The sequence below is a fragment of the Thorsellia anophelis DSM 18579 genome (assembly GCF_900111395.1).
GTDB classification, from domain to species: domain Bacteria; phylum Pseudomonadota; class Gammaproteobacteria; order Enterobacterales; family Thorselliaceae; genus Thorsellia; species Thorsellia anophelis.
This window is the reverse complement of record NZ_FOHV01000002.1, coordinates 208,580-227,756: the sequence shown is the minus strand read 5'-3', so window position 1 is coordinate 227,756 and position 19,177 is coordinate 208,580. Positions and strand designations below refer to the sequence as shown.

The following is a 19,177-nucleotide window of genomic DNA, read 5'->3' as shown; positions in this document are numbered from 1 at the left end:
GCAATGCAAATATTTAACTATGAATAACTTAACAATAATTATTTTATATCATTTAAAAAGGAATATCATCGTCAAAATCCATTGGCGGTTCACTTGAAGGAGCAGCCGTAGGATTTGCACCTGTAAATTGCGGCGCAGCTGGCGAATTATCCCAAGAAGAAGCAGCTCCAGCAGCTACAGCGCCCATGCCCATTGCCCCAGTTTCAGGTTTAAATCCACCAGCATTCCCCATAGGAGGAGCATCATAGTTATTTTGTCCACTGCCAGTACGCCCACCTACCATTTGCATCGTACCATTAAATCCACTTAAGACGACTTCTGTTGTATAACGTTCAATCCCTTGCTGATCTTGCCACTTACGAGTTTGCAATGCCCCTTCTAAATAAACTTGAGAACCTTTTTTTAGGTATTGTTGAGCAATTTCAGCTAATTTGCCAAAAATAACCACTCTGTGCCATTCGGTTTTATCTCTAGTTTCCCCTGTTTGCTTATCACGCCATGATTCACTCGTTGCAACAGTTAATGTTGCAACAGGATCACCATTTTGCATAAACCTAACTTCAGGGTCCTGCCCTAAATTACCAAGTAAAATTACCTTATTAACGCCTCTTGATGCCATAACCGCCTCCTAACTATAATTATTTATTTGATATCGCGCCTAAGCACAAAAAATGATTGATGTGTTCATCTGATATAAATTATGCCAGTAAGTTTACCACACGAATGGATAAACTTGACCATAAAAGATTAAGCTTGTCTTGATATATCAGATTCTAATCTTTTGTGCGATAATCCTAATTTACTGATTATCACTCCACTAATCGGATAAACTCATGAAAATGAATTACTAAAATACATGCACCTCAATTATTTTTTTTATATTCACAAAAAAACGAATTGTGCGGCATTTTAACATTAAAAATACCCATTACTCATAAAAATCACAAAAATGCGCTAAAATTGAATAAGACATTGAAAAATTGCACTTCCACTAAACACCCTAAAGGAATAACAGCATGAAATTTATTAACATACGCGGAGCTCGCACCCATAACCTTAAGAATATCAATTTGACGATCCCTAGAGACAAATTAATCGTTATAACTGGATTATCTGGTTCGGGCAAGTCGTCACTAGCCTTTGATACTTTATACGCAGAAGGGCAACGCCGTTATGTTGAATCACTTTCAGCTTATGCAAGACAATTTTTATCTTTAATGGAAAAACCAGATGTTGATCATATAGAAGGATTGTCACCAGCTATTTCTATTGAACAAAAATCCACTTCACATAATCCACGATCAACAGTTGGTACCATCACAGAAATTCATGACTACTTACGTCTGTTATTTGCAAGAGTCGGTGAGCCAAGATGCCCTACTCATCAGCTCCCCTTAGCAGCTCAAACTGTCAGTCAAATGGTCGACCAAGTTTTAGCTTTACCTGAAGGGACAAAATTAATGCTTCTTGCCCCAATTATCAAAGAACGTAAAGGTGAACACCAAAAAACGCTTGATAATCTAGCTGCTCAAGGCTACATCAGAGCACGGATTAATGGAGAAATATGTGATTTATCCGATCCACCTAAATTAGAATTACAAAAAAAACATACTATTGAAGTCGTTGTTGACCGAATCAAAGTTAGAGCTGATATTGCACAACGCTTAGCAGAATCGTTTGAAACCACATTAGAACTGACTGGTGGTATTGCTGTTATTGCCGATATGGATAATCCAGCGGCCGAAGAACTATTATTTTCAGCAAACTTTGCCTGTCCAAGCTGCGGTTACAGCATGCAAGAATTAGAACCACGTCAATTTTCTTTCAATAACCCTGCAGGCGCATGCCCTAGCTGTGATGGTTTAGGAGTACAACAATATTTTGACCCAAGCCGAGTGATTCAAAATGAAGAAGTATCTCTTGCTGGTGGAGCGATTCGTGGCTGGGATCGACGTAATTTCTATTACTTTCAAATGTTAATGTCACTTGCCTCTCATTATGGATTTGATATAGAAAGCCCTTTTAATGAATTAAGCGATAAAATTCAAAATTTAATATTATATGGCTCTGGAAAAGAAACCATTGCTTTTAATTATACAAATGATAGAGGGGACATTGTTACTCGTAATCATACATTTGAAGGTGTCTTGAATAATTTAGAGAGGCGTTACAAAGAAACAGAGTCGATGGCAGTTCGAGAAGAACTCGCTAAATATATCAATAATCGGTGTTGCCCTAGCTGTAATGGGACCAGACTTAAAGAAGAATCAAGGCATGTCTATGTTGATAATACAACACTACCTTATATTTCAGATTTAAGTATCGGTGAAGCGACGCACTTCTTTGAATCACTAACCTTAACAGGTCAGCGCGCTCAAATCGCTGAAAAAGTGCTTAAAGAAATTCGTGATAGATTACAATTTCTAGTCAATGTTGGATTAAATTACCTTTCTTTATCAAGAAGTGCAGAAACCCTTTCAGGGGGAGAAGCTCAGCGGATTAGGCTCGCTAGCCAAATTGGTGCTGGATTAGTTGGGGTAATGTACATACTTGATGAGCCTTCGATAGGTCTACACCAAAGAGACAATGAAAGATTACTTGGCACACTCATCCATCTACGAGATTTAGGTAATACAGTGATAGTTGTAGAACATGATGAAGACGCAATTAGAGCTGCCGATCACATCATTGATATTGGGCCTGGTGCGGGGGTTCACGGAGGACAAGTTGTTGCAGAAGGTCCACTTAAAAAGATATTAGCAAATAAAGACTCATTAACAGGGCAATATCTCAGTGGTAAAAAAACGATTGCTATTCCAGAAAAACGCCATAAATTAGACAAGAAAAAATTACTCCAGCTTAAAGGTGCAACTGGCAATAATTTAAAAAATGTAGATCTAACTATTCCAATTGGCTTATTCACCTGTATTACTGGCGTATCGGGTTCAGGTAAGTCTACTTTGATTAATGATACACTATTTGCAATTGCACAAAGAGAACTTAATCGTGCCACCTTAGCTGAACCTGCGCCTTATAAAACGATAACGGGTCTTGAACACTTAGATAAAGTCATCGATATCGACCAAAGCCCTATTGGTAGAACGCCTCGTTCTAATCCTGCTACATATACTGGTATATTTACCCCAATTCGTGAATTATTCGCAGGTGTTCCAGAGTCAAGGGCAAGAGGGTATAACCCTGGTAGATTCAGTTTTAACGTTAAAGGTGGTCGCTGTGAAGCATGCCAAGGTGATGGCGTTATTAAAGTCGAAATGCATTTTTTACCTGATGTATATGTGCCGTGTGATCAGTGTAAAGGTAAACGCTATAACAGAGAAACGCTTGATATACGCTATAAGAGTAAAAATATCAATGATGTACTGAATATGACGATAGAGGAAGCATGTGAATTTTTTAAAGCCATTCCTGCTTTAGCTCGAAAACTACAAACCTTAATTGATGTAGGCCTCTCTTATATCAGACTTGGTCAATCAGCAACCACCCTTTCAGGTGGTGAGGCCCAGCGTGTTAAACTGGCAAAAGAGCTGTCAAAAAGAAGCACGGGACAAACCCTTTACATTTTAGATGAGCCAACAACTGGATTACACTTTGCTGATATCGACTTACTATTAGGCGTATTGCACCAATTAAGAGATCAGGGCAATACAATCGTTGTGATTGAACATAACCTTGATGTCATCAAGACTGCTGATTGGATAGTTGATTTAGGACCTGAAGGTGGTAGTGGTGGTGGGGAGATATTAGTCGCAGGCACACCAGAAACTGTTGCTAAATGCAATGCTTCTCATACAGCACGTTTTTTAATACCACTATTGAAATAGCCCTAAATACTCAGTAACCCTTAAATTGCTACGCAGCCAATTTTATTTACTAACTTGGCTGCGTTAATACAGTTCCGCAATATTACGTTTAACTAATTAAACCAATTAATTAGTTGATCTTTAATTTGATAAATAAATATCATCATTATGATAACAGGAACAATAATTCCTAAGAATATTCTAAAAGGCAACATAAAAGAACGCAGGCGCGGAGAATTTGCAATAATTTCTTGCTCAATCTTAGGCCAAACTACCCAAGCGGCAAAAATTGCTAATCCAATTTCTCCTATTGGCATTAAAATATTTTGGGTCAATTTATCAAGTAAATCAAATACCCCTAATCCGAAAAGCTGGTAATCTTGCCAAATACCTAATGACAAAGAACATACTGCTCCTAATAAGAAAAATCCAGTGAGTGTAATAAAAACTGACTTAGGCCTTGATAGCTTAAATTCATCAATTAAAAAACTTACAATAACTTCCATTAATGAAATCGCAGAAGTCAAAGCAGCAACAAATAATGCGGCAAAGAATAATGCACCAAAAAATTGTCCATATGGCATGGTAGCAAATACCGATGGCATTGTAATAAAGGTTAGTCCTGGACCTGCACTACTAGATAAACCAAGTGCTGAAACGGCGGGTAAAACCATCAAACCTGATAATATACAAGTCATGAGTGTTAACGCTATAATCCACACAACTGAAGGGACAATACTAGCTTGGCTATCAACATATGAACCATAGGTCACCATAATACCCATAGCTAATGAAAGAGAAAAGAAACTCAAACCAAGTGCCTCTAAAAAGGTATTACTTGTGACTTCGCTAAAATCAATTGATAAAAACTCCAATAATCCAGCGCTTGCACCTTCTAATGTAAGTGATCTAAAAATTAAAATAATCAACAGTATAAAAAGGACAGGCATTAGATATTTAGCAATTTTTTCAATACCTTTTTGAACACCAAATAAAATAGTACCCGCTGTTACTACTGCAAAAAACAAATGGTAATATATAGGCTCAGCTGCATTAGTGATAAATCCTGAAAAATTCTCAGCACTTTGTGATCCAATCGCAGTGTGTGTCGAACCACTGATAGTGCTTACAAAGTAAGCTGAAGTCCAGCCTCCAATAACGCTATAGAAAGAAATAATCATGAAACATATCAGTATTCCTAATAAACCTATGATTGGCCAAGCTTTACCTCCTAATTTCTTAAATGCACCATATGGGCTTGATTGAGTAGAACGTCCTATTGCTATTTCAGTACTCATCAGGACAAGCCCTAGTGTCATACAAATTGCTAAATAGATGATTAAAAAAGCCCCGCCTCCCTGTGTTGCTGTAACATAAGGAAATTTCCATACTGCGCCTAAACCAATTGTTGAGCCTGCCGAGGCTAAAATAAATCCTAATTTCGATCCCCATTGCGATCGCATAAGCTACTCCATTAAATAAAAGTTAAAATTAAACAAAAAATATAACGAACAAACTTTAAGATATCAATCATTATTATCTTAATTTCCTTTATATTTATATTTTGTTACAAATAAATCTAACGCGTTTTGCTATCTGAATATATGCATAGAATACATAAGATACTGCTACAAACTAGCAGTATTGCAATTCAATGTTGTACTATTACACTCATCATACAACTACAATCTAAAGTGTGCATCGCAGGCAAATAGCTTAAAAAAATGAGGGGGGAAACTAATTTTAAACACTCATCTACACCTGTGCCTTATAAAAATTTTTTCTTACCTTCTGAATTTTCCTCTAGTTTATAGAAAAATCAATTTATTCAGTATCACTCGGAACGAAAGCGCAAATCGTATAAATATGAAGCTAACACATACTTTGGGGATAACTTTGGCGAGAGTAAAAACGGTTTTGAAAATGAGTTAACTCGGATACTTAACGTACTAGACAAAATAACTTTTTTATCATCTATGCATATGAGCTTAGACAATAAAAAAATTACAATCAATAAACTAGTTACGAATAATCATGCTGACTATAGGTGATTACTCGCAGCCTGAATAAGTTGGTAGGGACAATAAATGCGTTTAACATTTTTAAGGATAAATTCAATCAAACACTGTCACTAAAGAATTCATCTAAAGACTTAATTTATTAAGTAAATAATAAAACCCTATGTAAAGCAGGCAATGAATATTACTTATTCTTTTATAGTTTTATTTTTTTCAACTTCAGCTCTAACAGCATCCATATCGAGATTCTTTACTTGTGTAAGTAAATCATTTAATGCAGCAGCAGGAAGTGCACCTGATTCGGAATAAAGCATAATATTATCTCTGAAAACCATCAATAACGGAATACCACGTACGTTAAAAGCAGCTGCGATTTCTCGTTCTTGCTCAGTATTAATTTTCCCAAATATAACATCAGGATGTTCCTCTGATGCCGCCTCAAAAATAGGTGCAAAATTCATACAAGGACCGCACCAAGCAGCCCAAAAATCAATAATAACAATATTATTATTCTCTATTGTTTCTTTGAAATTATTTTGATTTAATTCTAATACGGCCATAAAGTGTACCTTTAGTTTAACTTTCGTGAATGATAACTTTATACTTTAAAAAATGACTAGTAAAAAATCAAGTTAAAGTTTCAATCTATTATAAGCTTTGCGATTCATTCTCTTAAAATTCAATATATAACAATAGTTCAATCATACACAAATCTAAAAATCAATCATGTCCTAGTGGTAAGTAAATAGTATGTCGGTTATATTGCTAAAATGGGCAAAAAATTCAAAAAGACTCTTTTTCAGGATATTTACCAACCGTTAACTGTAATTCAATAGCATATTCATCTCGAATTAAAACAACAGGAATAATCGTTCCAGGTGCAATTTCAGCAACTTTATCAAGCGCATCCAACGTAGATAATACAGATAAGTTATTAACTTTAATTAAAACATCACCTACTCTAATCCCAGCCTTTGCAGCAGGACCTGTTTCGTCTAAAGCACTGACATAAATTCCTGTAATTTCTTCTACTCCATCGGTAGAAGTCATTTTAACATCACCACCTTTAATGCCAAAATAACCTCGAATAACTCGGCCATCTTTAATGATTTTGTTCATGACCTTAATAGCTAGTTCGGTCGGGATAGCAAAATTTAATCCCCCAGTTGTAGGGGTCCCATCTTCATTTTTATCAAATGACAATGTATTAATTCCAACTAATTCCCCTAAAGAATTAACTAAAGCACCACCAGAATTACCATGATTTATCGCGGCATCCGTCTGCAAAAAATTTTGTCTCCCTGATAAACTTAAGCTGATTCGCCCAGTAGCACTAATAATACCCTGAGTAATACTCACACCTAAATTATAAGGATTACCTATCGCAAGAACAACATCACCAACCCGAGTTTTACGTTCTAAATTAACAGGAATAGCAAGCAAGTCGATGGCATCTATTTTTAATACAGCCAAATCTGTCAAATCATCTGCACCAACAAGTTCTGCCTCAAAAGTACTTCCATTTTGCAGACTAACCACAATCTGCTCGGCTCCTGAAATAACATGCATATTAGTTAAAATATACCCGTCGCTTCTCATTACCACACCAGATCCTAATGTACGTATTCCTAATTGTTCTTTATCATTTTCATCACCCACACCTCGATTATAGACATACACCACCGTGGGTGCGGCAATGTTCACTGCTTCATGAAAAGAGATAGGAGCTACTTGAACGACATTATCTGTAGTTGGTAATACATCAATCTCTGGATGCTTGGTCCTAATCTGGGGAAATAACCATATCATCAAAATGCCAACTATAGCACCTAGAACGATCGCTTTTAAAAGTTTAATCAACATGACCCAAACATACCCTTTACATAATAATTAATATCATCAAGATGCAATAAAATTCTAATGTTAGTATAGCATGATTGATTTGTTCTCGCAGTCAGTTAGATTAGTTTAAATCTTAGCACATTAACACTTGCGATTTTAGAAACTAAAAAACATGGCAAAAAAATAAATACTCTACTGATATTATGTTTGTTTTATGTTCTATTCGTAGAATAGTTTTATGCGCATAACCGAAACAATTCTTTAACACTATAAAAAATGCTATTTTCATGCGTTCTAATATTTTTTATAGTAAAAAAACAGCTATTAAAATGGATAAAACATTTGGTTAAGTTATTTCAAAATGATACTATTTGTTATATATATTTTTATTAATTATTCAATAAACATTTGCGTCATTCAAATAACAGCCACGAGCTTCAAAAAATAATAGAGGAAACCATGGCAGTCAAAATCGAAAATGCTTCGCCCAAACTCACACTTAGGACTAAAATTGTTGGAATTGTGATTTCTACACTTTTAATTGTTTTTGGCATAGTGTTCTACATTGCTTGGCAAAATGCCTTAAGTATTACCATGGATAATGCTAAAAAAATTACTGCTCAACAAGCGCAAACCCAATCAGTAGTTATTAATAATGTTTTTGATGAAGCATTTTCTGTTGCTCGAACTCTCTCTTTTGTCCTAACTGGCCCATCTGCTAATGCCTCTCTTAATAGAGATGAAGCAAATACCCTTTTTAAAACAACGCTAGAAGGCTTACCGCAATTAACAGCTGTTTGGACTGCTTTTGAGCCTAACGCATTTGATGGAAAAGACGAGCAATATAAAAACACAGCAGGGCATGACGAGACTGGTAGATTTATTCCTGGCTGGCATCGCTCTACTGGCGACATCCAAATGGCACCATTAGTCGGCTATAACGATGAAGCATTTGGTTCTTACTATCTAGTGCCTAAAAAAACTGGAAATGAGGTTGTTACCGATCCTATTTTTTACCCAATAGAAAATTCAGAGCCTGCGTTTGTCACAAATATTGGTGTCCCGCTTAAGAGAAATAATCAGTTTGTTGGAGTAGTTGGTATTACTGTTGATATGGTGCAATTTCAGCGTTTATTTACCAAAAATAATTCATTTGAAAATGGATTTGCAAGCTTATATGCAAGTAATGGGGTTGTGATTGCACACCAAAATCCAGATCTACGAGGTAAAGTGACAGAAGATCCTGAAATATTAACTATACTCAAATCTGGTAAAAATGATTCTCGTATTGAATACGATGCATTACTAGAACAAGATGTACTTCGTAGTTTTATTCAAATTCCAATTGGCAAAACTGGAAATAGTTGGTTGTTTGCCCTATCTATACCAACAGAAACGATTATGAAAGAGGCTGTTTTTATGCGTAACTTAGCCTTTATTTTAGGTAGCCTCGCAATTTTACTAGTTTCCTTAATTTTATCTATCGGTATACATAGATTTGTTATTAGACCATTAGGTGGAGAACCTAGTTTAGCCATTGATTTTGCTCATGAAATAGCCAAAGGCAATTTAAACACTCAACTTGCACTTAATTCCAATGACTCACAAAGTATGCTATATGCTTTAAAAGAGATGCAGCAAGACTTAGTCACTATGGTCACATCTGTCCAATCTAGTGCAATGGCAATTGACAACGTAGCCAATCAAATGTCTCAAGGAAACGAAAATTTATCAATTAGAACGCATAGTCAATCAGAGGCTCTCACAGCTACGCTCAATCAAGTCAGAGAGCTGAGCCAAACAGTTGAAAATAATACTAGCCAAGCAATAGAAGCAAATAACCTTGCACAAGTTGCAAAACAAACTGCAATTGACAGTAACAAGATGGTTGCAAGTGTTGTTACAACCATGCAACAAGTTTCAAATGAAACCTCTAAAATGGGTGAAATTATCAGTGTAATTGAAAATATTGCTTTCCAAACTAATATTCTTGCATTAAACGCAGCCGTTGAAGCAGCTAGAGCAGGTGAGCAAGGTAAAGGATTTGCGGTGGTAGCATCAGAAGTCAGAAATTTAGCCCTTCGCTCTTCTACTGCAGCAAACGAAATTAAATCACTTATTGAAGATTCTGTTTCACAAATCAATGTAGGGGTAAGGCAAGTTTCACAAGTTGACCAGATAATGTTACAGCTTTTAAATGCTATAGAACAGGCTTCTGAAATTATGAATGGAATGTCAAACGCTTTTGTTGAACAAACCCATGGAATGGATAATATTAATACTGCTATCAATCAAGTTGATAAGAGCACAGAAGAAAATGTTGAATTAGTCGAGGACTCATCTACTTTAATACAGAAATTACAAAGCGGCTCTCAAGATTTGATTAAAGCAGCATCAGCATTTCAAGTTAAATAATTAAGGTGCGTGATTTTTCAATAAGATATGGTATAGTATGTAGATGCGAGTCTGATATGACTAGAGACCATTTAATTGCAATGTTAGGTACGTAAATTATGCTTTGGATTCTTGTGTTTGGTTTGTTAGTATGTGTTGTAGTAGGGATGTCAATAGGCGTAATGTTTGGTAGAAAACCGATTGCAGGCTCTTGTGGCGGTATTTCTGCCCTAGGTTTGCGCAAAGGTAGTAAGTGTGACTTTTGTGGCAATGACCCTACTCAATGCAAAAATAAAAACAAAGCAAAATAAACTAAAATACCTCAATAAAATGACTTTTTATGTTTATGCATCCCTTTTAACTCATATGATGCCATTTAAGAGTTTTTTATATAAAATAACGATTTGAGGTATTAATCATTATTAAGCTCTTTTCATCCAGTATAATTGCTTGTAAGATCGAATGTTAATTGTTTAACTTTTTACTCTACTGGGCACACTATGGTATTTGATCCGACTATTTATCCTCTATTAGCGCAATGTGCTTTACCTTCTGATTTGAGGACACTATCAAAATCTCAATTAAAACCATTGAGTAATGAGTTACGTGAGTACCTTCTTCATAGCGTTAGTCGCTCAAGTGGCCACTTCGCTTCAGGCTTAGGTGTGGTTGAATTAACAGTAGCACTTCATTACGTTTTTCAAACGCCTTTTGATAAATTAATCTGGGATGTGGGTCATCAAGCCTATCCACATAAGATTTTAACTGGAAGACGTGATCGTATAAAAACCATTCGCCAAAAGGAAGGACTACATCCGTTTCCATGGCGTGAAGAGAGCGAATATGATGTGCTATCAGTCGGCCATTCTTCCACCTCAATTAGTGCTGCAATTGGGCTTGCTGTTGGGGCAATGAAAGAAGGTCAAAATCGCAAAACTGTCTGTGTTATTGGAGATGGTGCAATAACTGCAGGGATGGCCTTTGAAGCAATGAATCATGCAGGTGATATTCAACCTAATATGCTTGTGATTTTAAATGATAACGAAATGTCGATATCTGAAAATGTTGGCGCTCTTAATAATCACCTAGCGAAACTCCTTGCAGGAGAACTTTATAGCACCTTACGTGAAGGTGGCAAAAAAGTACTCGATCATCTTCCTGACCTTTCAGATATGCCTGTTCCGCTTCCTCCTCTAAAAACGCTCATCAAAAAAACAGGTGAACATGTTAAAGGAATATTAGTTCCAAGCACTTTATTTGAAGAATTAGGTTTTCATTATACAGGACCTATTGATGGGCATAATGTAGAATTGTTAGTCCAGACATTAGAAATGCTTAAAGATAAAACAGGGCCACAGTTACTTCATATCATGACGAAAAAAGGCAGAGGATACGGACCTGCTGAGGAAGATCCAATTCGCTGGCATGCTGTCCCAAAATTTAATCCATCTGAAGGTTTACCTCCTAAAGCGCCCTCTCCTTTCCTAACTTATTCCGAAGTGTTTGGCGAATGGCTATGTGAAATTGCCAAAACAGATAAACGAGTGATGGCCATAACACCAGCGATGCGTGAAGGTTCTGGATTAGTGAAATTTTCTAAGAAATTTCCAAAGCAATATTTTGATGTAGCCATCGCAGAACAACATGCAGTCACATTCGCTGCAGGTCTAGCTCTAGCAAACCTAAAACCGGTTGTTGCAATTTATTCAACATTTTTGCAACGCGCTTATGATCAAGTTATTCATGATGTCGCCATTCAAAATTTGCCTGTTTTGCTTGCGATTGATAGAGGTGGAATTGTAGGAAGTGATGGGCAAACACACCAAGGTGCATTCGACTTATCATTCTTAAGGTGTATTCCAAACTTAATTATTATGACGCCTAGTGATGAAAATGAGTGTCGCTTACTACTCCAAACAGGTTATATGCATTCTGGGCCGGCGGCAGTACGCTATCCTAGAGGTTATGGAACAGGTGCAGAATTAGCACCACTCAAACCTGTTCCAATTGGTAAAGCAAAGTTAATTAGAAATGGTTTTGACAGAGTGTTTTTAAATTTTGGAACCCTTTTACCAGACGTGCTAACTGCAGCAGACACCCTAAATGCAACTGTTATAGATATGCGATTTGTTAAGCCTTTAGATGAAGAGTGTCTACTGAGTCTAGTCCAAAATCATACTACTTTTATCACGGTTGAAGAGAATGCTATTGCAGGCGGTGCTGGGAGTGGTGTTGCAGAATTTTTACTAAAACAAAACTTATCAATTAAACTTCTCATGATAGGATTACCCGATTATTTTATTGCTCCAGGTGAACAACATGAAATGAGATCATCTATTGGCCTAGATGCAAAAGGAATTTTATCTCAAGTTACTGAGTGGGAGGTTCGTTCCAATGATAATTAAATCTTTTCTTATCAACCCACTGAAAATTTCACTTATTGCTACACTAAGTATATTTTGTTCTTCTGTATTTGCTGAATGTCGTTTCAATCCAGAAGCAAATCAACAAACTTTAATTAACATTTCTAAAAAACAACCAAATGGGCAAATTTATTCAGAGAGTAATAGTATTGTTTGGGAAAATGGTAATTTGGCAGATGAAATTTATTACGGTGGCTGTGATGTTTTAAAATTTAGAATAGTTAATTTTGTTGATGAATCAATTGAACTTAAAGAAGAAGAAGTATTTGAAATTGCCAACAAAATGGCAGAGCAATTTTGGCAAAAAGAAGATACATATGAGCTTGCTGTTAAACTAAGCGCTAAGAGCTTTAATCGCGAAGATTTATATAATGATAAACGTCTCTATCAGTACATTATGAATAACCCAAAATATGCTGAAATGACTATGCTATTTGATAGAATTGATAACTCAATTACCATTGAATGGATTAAACAATAATTTGACTTATAATACTTGAGAACTTGATATGAAAGAGTCTAGCATTAATTTAAATAGTCAGTCTAATTTAACTACTGAGTTCAGTAAATTAAATCGTCACTTACCAAATGTTTTAACTATACAATCACATGTTGCGTATGGACATGTAGGTAACGCAGCTGCCACATTGCCGATGCAGTTACTCAAAATCCAGCCTATCGTGATTAATACTGTTCAATTTTCAAATCATACGGGTTATGGTGAATTTAAAGGTCAAGTTTTTACAGCTTCTCATATTGAAGATGTACTTAGTGGTCTTGAGGCTAGAGGTGTATTAGAAAATTGTCATGCTGTGTTATCTGGTTACCTTGGTGATGCAGATATTGGCGAGGTGATATTAAAAAGTGTTCAAAAAATTAGAAAACAAAACCCTAGCATGATTTATTTATGCGATCCTGTTATGGGTGATATCGGTCGAGGCATCTTTGTTCGTCCAGGTATACCAGAGTTTTTAAAACATTCTGCACTACGTGAAGCCTCAATCATCACCCCTAACCATTTTGAATACGAGCTTTTAGCAGAGCAAACATTTACAGATTTAAATGAAATTATTACTCATGCCAAATTACTGATTAAGCATAATCAACACTTACATGCTGTTGTCATCACGAGTCTTAGGTTGCCTGATTTACCCCCCGAAAAATTAGAAACATTACTCGTAACGGAACAGGGGGCTTGTTTAGTTGAAACACCCTATCATGATCTCGAACCTCTTCCAAATGGCATGGGCGACACCTTATCTGCTATTTTGTTATCTCATATTCTAAATGGCAAGCCTATTGAAGAAGCAACAGCCTTAGCAGTCAGTAGCCTATATTCACTTGTTTCTCATACAATAGCTGGCGAGCGTGATTTGCCGTTAATTGCAAATCAATCAGATATTCATTCCCCATCACCCATATTTGAAATTAAAAGGCTTTAGCGTATTTAATACTAGAATTAGTGTTAACTCTTAAAAGTTTCAATAAATAGATTTTATTGATAAGATAATTATTCATGAATCAAAAACGAATGATAAGAAGGCAGTTTCCTGCCCTCTTATCTTCTAAAAATACCTATGAATAAATTTATTTTATCTTAATAGAGATAAAACAGTTTGAGGTACTTGGTTTGCTTGTGATAATACTGACGTACCTGCTTGTTGCAGAATCTGAGCTCTAGACATATTTGAAACCTCAACCGCGTAATCTGCATCTTCAATACGACTTCTTGATGCTGATAGATTGTTAACTGCTGTTCCTAAATTGTTCACAGTAGAATCTAATCGATTTTGTACAGCACCTAAATCACCACGAATTCCATCTATTTTAGAAATAGCTGCATCGATTGCTGCTAGAGGAGCTTCTGACAAAGAGGCTAGTACATTACTAAAATTAAGAGAACCTGCTCCAAATGTCACAGCAACAGAGCCATCTCCCGCACCAGCTGCTGTTTCATTTGTCACAGCCGCGGTCCCGTTTGCGATGCCTACGTAGTAGGTATCAGTTGTATTAAATCCTGCTTCTTCAATTTTTGCTAAATCAGCCCCTGTTGCACCTGAAAAATTCACTTCTGCATAAAGAGTGCCATCTTTACCTTGGAAAATTTTAGTATTATCAACTGTCGCACTGCCTGCTGCTAAACCAAATGCCGTACCATCTGTTGCAGTTAAAGTTAACGATCCTGTTGCAGCACCAACAGAACCAAACATTTTATCTATTTCAGCACCCGTTAAAATTGTGGTTACATCTACAGGAGTCTCTGATAGTCCATTAATATTAAAGCCATTTAATCCTAATGTTTCAACATCAGTTTTGACTAAATTCACATCAATCGTTTCATTATCATATGCACCAACTTGCAATCTTAAAACATTATCTTCGGCAAGTACTTTTTTACCATTAAATTGCGTTTGTGCAGAAATACGGCTAATTTCAGATAAGCGTTGTTGTACCTCAGCTTGGATTGAATCTAGATCAGATTGAGAGTTCGAACCATTTGCAGCCTGTACAGATAGTTCACGAATTCTCTGTAAATTATTATTTACTTCATCTAATGCACCACCTGCTGTTTGAGCAATAGAAATACCATCTAAGGCATTACGTCTAGCTTGTGATAATCCTTTTATATTAGAAGTAAAACGGTTTGCAATTGCTTGTCCTGCTGCATCATCTTTAGCACTATTAATTCTCATACCTGATGAAAGACGCTCAATTGCTGTACCGAGGGCGTTTTGTGATCTTGATAGGTTAAGTTGTGTGTTCAATGACATCACATTTGTGTTGATAACAGACATATAAAACTCCTTTTAAATTTAAATTGCATCCATGCAATTCTCATTATGCAGTTAAGGTACAAATTTATATTTAATCCTTTAAGTATAAATTTGCTTAAAAAGACCTATTCCATGGGCATGCTCTTGCTTTGTAATATGGATAAAAAAACTCAGCATGAGGGAATGAAATAACATCCTTTTTTTCATTCACAAAATAGGCCTTAAGTTTAATTGATTTATTTACCAAGTAAATTTATATTTTAAATCAATTACATACAACGAAATTCTCGTTGCAGATATACTTACGGCAAAGGCGATAGAAACTTTAAATAATCCTCACACAGATGTGTAATTAAGTGTAAATACGAAAATAATGTAAAATAATTAGCTTTTTGACTTACTGAAGGATATTGACATTTTCAGTCTATTTTTTATATAGGTGTGGGAGTATAGTGAAGTTACTCCAAATTGCAGGAGAAGATATTATTCCGATTGCCATTTGATGGGTATTAAGTAATGCTAAAACCTGCATCTTGATTTCCATTGAGTATATATCCCTAGCTGAATGTTTTTCCTTTTCTTTTTTCAGGCTTATTAACCAGCCAGCTAGGTATTTGATCTTTACTCCATTTGAACACTAGTTTGTTTTTAATGGAATTAAGCAGGTTTAGTTTGCATCTACTATTTCGTTTCTAGGCGCCTCATACCGCTTTAGGCAATTCCCTGAGCAGTTTTAGACACATAGCCAGAAAATATGCTATTGCACTTGAATTCGATTTCTATTGAACAATTGCGATAAAAAAATAATTCCCCTGTACATTCTGAGTGTTTCCTAAGTTATTATTTCAAATTTTGCAGTGTCTGAATAAGTTTGTGGACATGCGTACTAGGATTATCGGTTTGAATTTTAATATTTTGTTGCAAAATTGTTTCAGCATAGGCTTTTGCACTATCTAATTGATTGATGAGATCTGAGAAAATTGTTCGGCTACTTTTCTCATAATCAGGGATGTAGTTCTTTAACTCCGTTATAACCTGATTGCCAGAACTATTACCAGAAAGTGCTGTATAAGGCTTATTCGTATATTTAAAATGTAATAGTAACCAATACTCAAAACAAGGAACTGAACAGATAGCGAAATAGACGTTTTTCGGTGTAGCGGCAGCTAAGGTGCTTAAAGCTTCTAAATAGCTGCTGTGTCCATCTTTATCAAAAACGCAATAGACTTCTTCAAATGGATCGCCCGCATCTTTTTCTTCTCTAAATCGCTGTTGTGCAAATTTAACGATACTCATTGGGTCAGAACCACAATCACCCCGAACTTCAACATTAACCGTATTAAGCCTGTAATATTCACGTGCATTTTCAAAGTAGTTAGGCTCTGTTTTTGTGCTTTCACAGACTATAAGAATTTTCTTGTATGCTTCTCGACGTGCTGTTCGCCTTTTGAGAGCTTTCATACTTTTAGCTTTTCTCTTATGATGTAAATTATCCGTACCCACAAAATATTCCGCTTAAAAGGCTGAGTGCATAGTTTTAACAAAGGGTAAGGCCCCATAACGCCCAGAAAGATAAGCTAGTTCCAGATTTTCTCGACCTTTTCTAGGGCTAAAATCTGTTAAAGGGTAGAGTTTTGTAGCTTGCTCTGTATCTTTCTCGCAAAACCAAATTTGATCCCGACGAAATATCTCTTGATTTAAAATTGACGTTTCATGGGTAGTAAAAATTAATTGTGCATTTTTGGGATTAGTTTTTGGATTATGGAATAATTCGATTAGAAAACGAACTAATTTTGGATGCAAATTATCGTGCAATTCATCAATAAATAAAACATGTCCGTTTTCTAAGCTATCAATCCAAGGCCCTGCATAAGAAAATAGCTTTTTAGTGCCGTCGGATTCATCCTCAAAGTCAAAAACAACTGGTTTTCCCTGACTGTCTTTATGAATTGTTTTAATATCTCTAATTTTTTTTCCTTTCATGTTCTCAACAATTATTTGTTTTACTGTTTCTGGCATTTCGGCCGACAGATCGTTAGGGTCAAAGAGACTTGTCTCAATTTGAATGTCGTCAATATTAATATCTGCGGCATTAAGAAAATTCATCACCTTAGATTTTTCCTCATTCTCACACAGTTTTGCACTAAATGAATATCCCCATCCGCTGACATTTGCCAAGTGCAGATTACGTTTAAACCAATCAAAAACAGGTTGTAACTGTTTACTGTTTAATTGGACGGCAGTTGAAAGAAATAAAGCATTGTCACGTGTAGATGTTTGCCAGAGATATTTCTGTTGCTTTTCTCCAGCCAAGTTTTCACCCAGTTTCCATTCAAATTGTTTTGTATCGGGCATCCAGGAACGAGTAAACCAGTTTTGAGCTCGATTTTTTGGATAAACGAATAACCATTCTTCATGAATTTGTTCAGACGTTGCGGAAAATCCATATTGGTAACGTATCCCATCTACAAGAAACATGACTTCAAACTCACTTGGTAATTGACGAGTATTAGGAGAAAGACGAAATGAAGTGATGGGTAAAAGGTCTCCTCGCTGCTCTGCAGCAGACCCAAGCACGATATGCTGCATCGTTTGCAATGCACGCAAAAAATTAGACTTCCCGCTAGCATTCGGACCATAAATGACTGCTGAGCGAAGAAGTTCAAGTTTATTGACAGAAGAAACCTTAAAGGAATTTGATACGGCTAATTCATCACCCTTGCATTTCACTAAACTAAACGTCTGTGTGTCATTTAACGAGCGAAAATTTGTAACCTTTAGTTCAATAAACATTAACACCCTACAATTTGATAAATTTGACAATTTTTGCCAAATTTTAGCATGAAAAAGCTATTCAAGTTATAAAAAATAGCTTTTTATGGTGATTTTCGCCAGAAAACCCATTAAAAATATTTCAAGTATAGTCTATATCTTGTAACGATCCAGAGAAGTCAACTTACGTCTAGAAGTAGGATAAATTCTACATGATGTAGGGCGTATTCCTCTATTGCAATCAATATAACAAAACTGCGTAAAAACCTGCTAAAACAATTTATTAATTCAATCAAGAGCGCTTCAATTCTTAAACCCAGGCGAGAGTGACATTTATCGGCTTTGGGCATCGTTTAATTGCGCCTGATATTTCAAAGTAATCCTATAACGGATAACCATCAATACAAGTGACTACTATTTAATACTAAAATACAGTCGTTTTTGACACTTTTCTCTCCTTAAAAGAAGATGAGCCCTACTGCGGTTTAATTTATTACTAACTCGTTTTGGTGAGTTCTTGCTACTGACTTCTGCCCTTAATACAATGAACGCTCTAACAATATCCGCATTTTCTTCAAATTATCATTCAACGCATTTAAAATGAGCGTATTGTAAACGATTTTCTTTCGATATATGAGAGCAGCAAGGACATGTTCGACGGGTATGTTTAGATTAACACCCTCCTTGCTAGGCTAAATTATAAGAAAATCATCTTTGAAACTCAAACCATGATTGAAGATATGCCCCCCATATTCACTAAAGCCTGTGCAGATTTTGAAGCTGAATTAATCGAATTTGATGGAGAACATGACCACGTTCATCTGTTAATTATCCGCTAAAATATCAATATCAATATGAGTATCAAGCTTAGTAAATAGCTTAAAAGGTGTATCTAGTCGAATGATTAAAAAAACATGATGCCGAACTAAAGCAGAAACTTTGGGGAGGTCCTTTGTGGTCTACTTCTTATTTTATAGGACGTTGTAGTAGCGCGCCAATATCCATTATCAAGTAACGTATAGAACAGCAAAGAACACCACAAGAATAACGACTGCATCGTTACGCCTTGTATTCCCACTTCTCAAAAAATAATCGATTTGATTCTTTGATAGAACCTATATTGGCGCAGTTAA

13 protein-coding genes and 2 pseudogenes are annotated in these 19,177 nt (G+C 35.9%); 8 read left to right on the top strand and 7 right to left on the bottom strand.

Features of this window, described 5'->3' with window-relative positions:
• Window positions 1–52: 52 nt before the first annotated feature.
• Entirely contained in the window at window positions 53–619 is a 567-nt protein-coding gene (ssb, locus tag BMW37_RS02150; RefSeq protein WP_093317396.1) for a single-stranded DNA-binding protein, read from the bottom strand.
• Window positions 620–1,016: 397 nt separating this feature from the next.
• Between ssb and uvrA the strand changes: the two genes are divergently transcribed.
• Window positions 1,017–3,842, top strand: coding sequence for an excinuclease ABC subunit UvrA (gene uvrA, locus BMW37_RS02145; RefSeq protein WP_093317394.1), 2,826 nt, complete (start codon window positions 1,017–1,019; stop codon window positions 3,840–3,842).
• A gap of 92 nt (window positions 3,843–3,934) precedes the next feature.
• On the opposite strand, the gene BMW37_RS02140 is transcribed toward uvrA, so the two are convergent.
• From BMW37_RS02140 to degS, 3 genes are all read right to left on the bottom strand, one after another.
• The gene (locus BMW37_RS02140) at window positions 3,935–5,284 is read right to left on the bottom strand and encodes a sodium-dependent transporter (protein WP_093317392.1); all 1,350 of its coding nucleotides are present in this window, start codon (window positions 5,282–5,284) and stop codon (window positions 3,935–3,937) included.
• A 743-nt stretch (window positions 5,285–6,027) separates the two neighbouring features.
• Window positions 6,028–6,399, bottom strand: coding sequence for a thioredoxin (gene trxA / locus BMW37_RS02135; protein ID WP_093317389.1), 372 nt, complete (start codon window positions 6,397–6,399; stop codon window positions 6,028–6,030).
• A 223-nt stretch (window positions 6,400–6,622) separates the two neighbouring features.
• Entirely contained in the window at window positions 6,623–7,702 is a 1,080-nt protein-coding gene (degS, locus tag BMW37_RS02130) for an outer membrane-stress sensor serine endopeptidase DegS (protein ID WP_093317387.1), read from the bottom strand.
• A gap of 591 nt (window positions 7,703–8,293) precedes the next feature.
• Here degS and BMW37_RS02125 point away from each other — a divergent pair.
• From BMW37_RS02125 to pdxY, 5 genes and pseudogenes are all read left to right on the top strand, one after another.
• Window positions 8,294–10,096 (top strand): annotated as a pseudogene (locus BMW37_RS02125) (methyl-accepting chemotaxis protein); the annotation flags it as partial.
• Window positions 10,097–10,194: 98 nt separating this feature from the next.
• Window positions 10,195–10,386: a (Na+)-NQR maturation NqrM gene (nqrM, locus tag BMW37_RS02120; RefSeq protein WP_093317382.1), complete on the top strand. Its 192-nt coding sequence runs from the start codon at window positions 10,195–10,197 to the stop codon at window positions 10,384–10,386.
• A gap of 189 nt (window positions 10,387–10,575) precedes the next feature.
• Complete coding sequence (dxs, locus tag BMW37_RS02115) at window positions 10,576–12,480, top strand: 1-deoxy-D-xylulose-5-phosphate synthase (protein WP_093317379.1); 1,905 nt, start codon at window positions 10,576–10,578, stop codon at window positions 12,478–12,480.
• The gene (locus BMW37_RS02110; RefSeq protein ID WP_093317377.1) at window positions 12,470–12,979 is read left to right on the top strand and encodes a hypothetical protein; all 510 of its coding nucleotides are present in this window, start codon (window positions 12,470–12,472) and stop codon (window positions 12,977–12,979) included. The genes dxs and BMW37_RS02110 overlap by 11 nt, the downstream gene beginning before the upstream one ends.
• Before the next feature lie 28 nt (window positions 12,980–13,007).
• Window positions 13,008–13,940 carry a pyridoxal kinase PdxY gene (pdxY, locus tag BMW37_RS02105; RefSeq protein WP_093317374.1) on the top strand — a complete coding sequence of 311 codons (933 nt, stop codon included), beginning with the start codon at window positions 13,008–13,010 and terminating at the stop codon, window positions 13,938–13,940.
• A gap of 150 nt (window positions 13,941–14,090) precedes the next feature.
• On the opposite strand, the gene BMW37_RS02100 is transcribed toward pdxY, so the two are convergent.
• The 3 genes from BMW37_RS02100 to BMW37_RS02090 all read right to left on the bottom strand — a co-directional run bounded on the left by BMW37_RS02100 (window position 14,091) and on the right by BMW37_RS02090 (window position 18,002).
• The gene (locus BMW37_RS02100; RefSeq protein WP_093317371.1) at window positions 14,091–15,293 is read right to left on the bottom strand and encodes a FliC/FljB family flagellin; all 1,203 of its coding nucleotides are present in this window, start codon (window positions 15,291–15,293) and stop codon (window positions 14,091–14,093) included.
• An 819-nt stretch (window positions 15,294–16,112) separates the two neighbouring features.
• Window positions 16,113–16,733 (bottom strand): RloB family protein, encoded by a 621-nt coding sequence (locus tag BMW37_RS02095; RefSeq protein ID WP_218139444.1) that lies wholly within the window; start codon window positions 16,731–16,733, stop codon window positions 16,113–16,115.
• 54 nt (window positions 16,734–16,787) lie between these two features.
• Complete coding sequence (locus tag BMW37_RS02090; protein WP_245710995.1) at window positions 16,788–18,002, bottom strand: AAA family ATPase; 1,215 nt, start codon at window positions 18,000–18,002, stop codon at window positions 16,788–16,790.
• A gap of 713 nt (window positions 18,003–18,715) precedes the next feature.
• Here BMW37_RS02090 and BMW37_RS15875 point away from each other — a divergent pair.
• Window positions 18,716–18,883 (top strand): transposase, encoded by a 168-nt coding sequence (locus BMW37_RS15875; protein ID WP_425441746.1) that lies wholly within the window; start codon window positions 18,716–18,718, stop codon window positions 18,881–18,883.
• An 80-nt stretch (window positions 18,884–18,963) separates the two neighbouring features.
• Window positions 18,964–19,059: pseudogene (locus BMW37_RS15870) on the top strand (IS200/IS605 family transposase); the annotation flags it as partial.
• Between the last annotated feature and the right edge of the window lie 118 nt (window positions 19,060–19,177).

Excerpts from the sequence above, each read along its gene's own strand:
- ssb (WP_093317396.1), bottom strand. The coding sequence starts at position 619 with ATGGCATCAAGAGGCGTTAATAAGGTAATTTTACTTGGTAATTTAGGG.
- uvrA (WP_093317394.1), top strand. The coding sequence starts at position 1,017 with ATGAAATTTATTAACATACGCGGAGCTCGCACCCATAACCTTAAGAAT.
- BMW37_RS02140 (WP_093317392.1), bottom strand. The coding sequence starts at position 5,284 with ATGCGATCGCAATGGGGATCGAAATTAGGATTTATTTTAGCCTCGGCA.
- trxA (WP_093317389.1), bottom strand. The coding sequence starts at position 6,399 with ATGGCCGTATTAGAATTAAATCAAAATAATTTCAAAGAAACAATAGAG.
- degS (WP_093317387.1), bottom strand. The coding sequence starts at position 7,702 with ATGTTGATTAAACTTTTAAAAGCGATCGTTCTAGGTGCTATAGTTGGC.
- nqrM (WP_093317382.1), top strand. The coding sequence starts at position 10,195 with ATGCTTTGGATTCTTGTGTTTGGTTTGTTAGTATGTGTTGTAGTAGGG.
- dxs (WP_093317379.1), top strand. The coding sequence starts at position 10,576 with ATGGTATTTGATCCGACTATTTATCCTCTATTAGCGCAATGTGCTTTA.
- BMW37_RS02110 (WP_093317377.1), top strand. The coding sequence starts at position 12,470 with ATGATAATTAAATCTTTTCTTATCAACCCACTGAAAATTTCACTTATT.
- pdxY (WP_093317374.1), top strand. The coding sequence starts at position 13,008 with ATGAAAGAGTCTAGCATTAATTTAAATAGTCAGTCTAATTTAACTACT.
- BMW37_RS02100 (WP_093317371.1), bottom strand. The coding sequence starts at position 15,293 with ATGTCTGTTATCAACACAAATGTGATGTCATTGAACACACAACTTAAC.
- BMW37_RS02095 (WP_218139444.1), bottom strand. The coding sequence starts at position 16,733 with ATGAAAGCTCTCAAAAGGCGAACAGCACGTCGAGAAGCATACAAGAAA.